Origin of the sequence: Campylobacter sp. 7477a, assembly GCF_014892335.1 — a bacterium.
Taxonomy (GTDB): Bacteria; Campylobacterota; Campylobacteria; order Campylobacterales; family Campylobacteraceae; genus Campylobacter_A; species Campylobacter_A californiensis.
Map to the genome: position 1 here is coordinate 1 of NZ_JADBJH010000024.1, position 3,384 is coordinate 3,384.

Genomic DNA, 3,384 nt, shown 5'->3' on the forward strand with positions numbered 1-3,384 from the left:
TGTGAAGCTGTCCTAGTTGCATACGTCTAAATCTAGCGTTAAAGCTTTCTGATTGATTGTTATTTTCTCCGTTTATACCTGAATACTCTATTTGATGATTTACCCTTTTTAGATCATAATGAGCTAAAAGATCATCATAAGCCGAATTTTCATCAGTATGTATTTGAGAACTAGGCAATATGTGAGATTTAGCTATTTGATTGATTTCGGTGTTATTCTCGCTTTTTAGAACAAAGGTTTTAGTCTTATTTGAACCTTTGCCTTTTAAATTTCTTTCTCTAATCGAGATAATAACTCTTTTATTTGGCTTAACTACCTTTCTTCTATCGACCCTATCGTTAATATTATTCTTTGGTCTGATATATCCATTTACATAAACTCCGTCCATTTCCACTATGCCTTGAAGTTTTTCATTTGAATTATGTTCCATGAGACTTTCTCTGATTTTATGAGCTAAAACCCAAGCCGTTTTATACTGAACGTCTAAATCTCTACTAAGTTGTAATGCCGATATACTCTTTGTAGCATTAGTAAATATAATGATAGCAAGCAGTATAGTTTTAAAATCAAGCTTATGAGAATGAAATATCGTGCCACTCGTAACTGAAAATGTATGAAAACAATCCTTACAACGATATTGAAGTCTAGTTTCTATGAAATAATGAGAATTTACACTACCACAGCAAGGACAGATTGGATTACTCTTATTGCCACTCCATCTGATTGATTTAAAATATTCATAACAATCTCTTTCACTCATCGAAGCTATCTTTTTAACTGAAATTTTACGAGCTGATGATGAGAGTAGGAAGTGCTGTGCCATTTTATATCCTTTTAGTGTATATTTATTATTTTATAATGTTGATATTATACATAAATGTGTATTAAGTAAAGCTAAAATATCTACATATTAATGTAATAAATTTAAAAACTTATGGATTTTTTATATTTAAAAATGTATAATTGCAAAATTATAAAGGAAAAGTATGAAATTAGCACAAATAATTCATAAAATTCATAAACTCATAGAAGCAAAAGAGATAAAAAATATCACTAAAAGAGAAATGGCGGGTAGGCTAGGTATTTCAGAACGAACCTATATAGAGTGGCTTAGAGAAACAAACGAGCCTATCGCTATGAAAGCAGTGCTAGATATGTTATCACAGTTAAAAGATGATGATATATTACAGGTTGTTAGAGGGTGGAAAGATGGTGAGAAAGTAAAATGAAAAATAAAATAGAATGCGCAGAGTTGTGTGCCGGTATTGGTGGTTTTAGAATAGGTATGGAAATGTCCAAACTTCCTGTGGATATTATTTATAGAAATGAAATAGACAATAGTTGCCAAAAAATATACATAGAGAATTTTAATGAGGAATTTACTTCCAAAGATATATTTGACATTGTTGCAAAAGATGTCCCTGATATAGATATTTTATGCGCCGGCTTTCCGTGTCAGCCTTTTTCACAAGCTGGAAAACGTCAAGGCTTTCAAGATGATAGGGGGACAATATTTTTTAAGATACACGAAATTGTAGAAACAAAAAGACCAAATATAGTGTTTTTTGAAAATGTTCCAAATTTAGTAAGGCATAACAAAGGGAATACTTTTAATACAATTCGTTATATGCTTTCAGAGCTGGGGTATAATGTTTATTATGATATTTTAGATAGTTCATATTTTGGTGTTCCGCAAAGCAGACCAAGAGTATATATTGTAGCTATAAAATCCAATTTATCTAAAAAAAAATTTATGTTCACAAAGAAAAAAACCGAAAGGACACCGCTAAGACCATATTTAAATAATGGCGACTACTCTATACCTATTAGCTTAAAATGGCAAGAATATGTTGATTTATATACTAACACCAAGAGGCTTAATGAATTGAGTTTCCAGCCGCCAAAAACACGGGTTGCGCTTGAGAGAATAGGCGCAGAATGTGATTTAAAAGATTGTGTTTTTCAGCTACGAACAAGTGGTATTAGGGCATATTCACTAGATGCGTCTTTTCCGACTTTTGCCGTAAGCAATAGTGGAGGTGGTGCAATGATACCTGTTTTATCAAAAGAAAGACGACATTTAAATTTAATGGAGATGAAAAGAATTATGGGGTTTCCGGATAATTTTAAATTCCCGGTATCAAGGACAGACGCTATAAAACAATTAGCAAATGCTGTTTGTCCACCTGTTGTATCATCAATTTGTGATGACATTTATTATTTTCTTAGTAACACTGATAATAATGGCTAGATAACTAACCTTAACTATTTTTTTTGGTAATTCTATCTCTAATATTTTCATTTGTAGCAAGGACAATATCGTTCTTTTCAGGTGTTACAAGGGCGCATTTTTCATCGCATTGTTTCAATCTACATACAAAACACATTTGCCGTTTGCACTTGTTGCAATAATGGCATAATGCTTGCATATTTTCTATTGTTGTCTTGCCATTTCTATCTACTGGTTTGCGATGGTCAAATTCTGTTTTTATTCTATCTTTTGAAAATGCGTGCGATATTATATCCGGATTTGGTCTAAGTATTGCGCCGCAAATGTTACATTGATTATTTTGAGTTTTAAGGATTAGTCTTTTTTCTTCATTTGTTATTTGTATTCGCTCAGATTTGGCGTTATCCCTAAATAATAAACTATGGTCTTTTGCTTCAAGAACATATTGTTTATTCCCTCTCATACCCTTGGCCTGAATGCAAGAAAATCCTTCCTCTGTCCAAAGCTCACTAAATGGCTTATTTGCATCTCCGTATCGGTCCTTTATCCATAATTTATTAAATCTGCCACTAAGAATTCTTTTAATATTTGCAAGCCTATCATTTGTTCCTGCCAAGTCCGCTTCTGAACATTCTTTGTATTTTATCAGTAAAAGAAGCCCTGCAATGGTTCGTCGTTTGACAATCCAAATAATTCGGTCATCTGAAAAAAACTATTTCATATCCCCTATCGTGCTTTTTGGCAATTCTAATTTCTACTATATCCTCAATTTTAATCATAACTATTGCGTTTCAATCATATTGAAAATTTCCGAAACTGAAACTCCAAGCCCATTGGCAATCTTTTGAATATTTTTCAAAGAAATATTTCTTTTGCCATTTTCTACAGAAGCATAATATGTTCTATCCATATCAATTGATAATGCAAATTTTTCTTGGCTTAACCCAGTTTTTTCTCTTAACTGCCTTATCGCTATGCCAAAATTTTGTAAAACCATTACTAGCTCGCATTTTTATAAATTTTGGTAATTGTAGTGCTTTTGGTGTTTTTAATGCAACGGATTATAAGTAACAGTTGTAATGTTGTGTTTAGAGTATGATAGAATTTTATTTTTTAAAAGAAATTAAAATCTAGGTGCGTTTGCTACATAATAT

General features: G+C 31.8%; 5 protein-coding genes. 2 read left to right on the plus strand and 3 right to left on the minus strand.

What is annotated here, in order from left to right:
• Nucleotides 1-823 (minus strand): IS1595 family transposase (locus CCAL5182_RS08880; protein ID WP_336610825.1); only part of this gene is annotated, 823 nt, incomplete at its 3' end.
• A 163-nt stretch (nucleotides 824-986) separates the two neighbouring features.
• On the opposite strand from CCAL5182_RS08880, the gene CCAL5182_RS08885 reads away from it, so the two are divergent.
• Nucleotides 987-1,229, plus strand: a complete 243-nt coding sequence (locus tag CCAL5182_RS08885; protein WP_336610826.1) for an XRE family transcriptional regulator — start codon at nucleotides 987-989, stop codon at nucleotides 1,227-1,229.
• Nucleotides 1,226-2,251, plus strand: a complete 1,026-nt coding sequence (locus CCAL5182_RS08890; RefSeq protein WP_336610827.1) for a DNA cytosine methyltransferase — start codon at nucleotides 1,226-1,228, stop codon at nucleotides 2,249-2,251. The genes CCAL5182_RS08885 and CCAL5182_RS08890 overlap by 4 nt, the downstream gene beginning before the upstream one ends.
• Nucleotides 2,252-2,261: 10 nt before the next feature.
• Here the strand turns inward: CCAL5182_RS08890 and CCAL5182_RS08895 are convergent, their stop codons facing one another.
• Complete coding sequence (locus CCAL5182_RS08895; protein WP_336610828.1) at nucleotides 2,262-2,846, minus strand: HNH endonuclease; 585 nt, start codon at nucleotides 2,844-2,846, stop codon at nucleotides 2,262-2,264.
• Between the two features lie 165 nt (nucleotides 2,847-3,011).
• Nucleotides 3,012-3,227 (minus strand): helix-turn-helix domain-containing protein, encoded by a 216-nt coding sequence (locus CCAL5182_RS08900; protein ID WP_336610829.1) that lies wholly within the window; start codon nucleotides 3,225-3,227, stop codon nucleotides 3,012-3,014.
• Nucleotides 3,228-3,384: the final 157 nt, after the last annotated feature.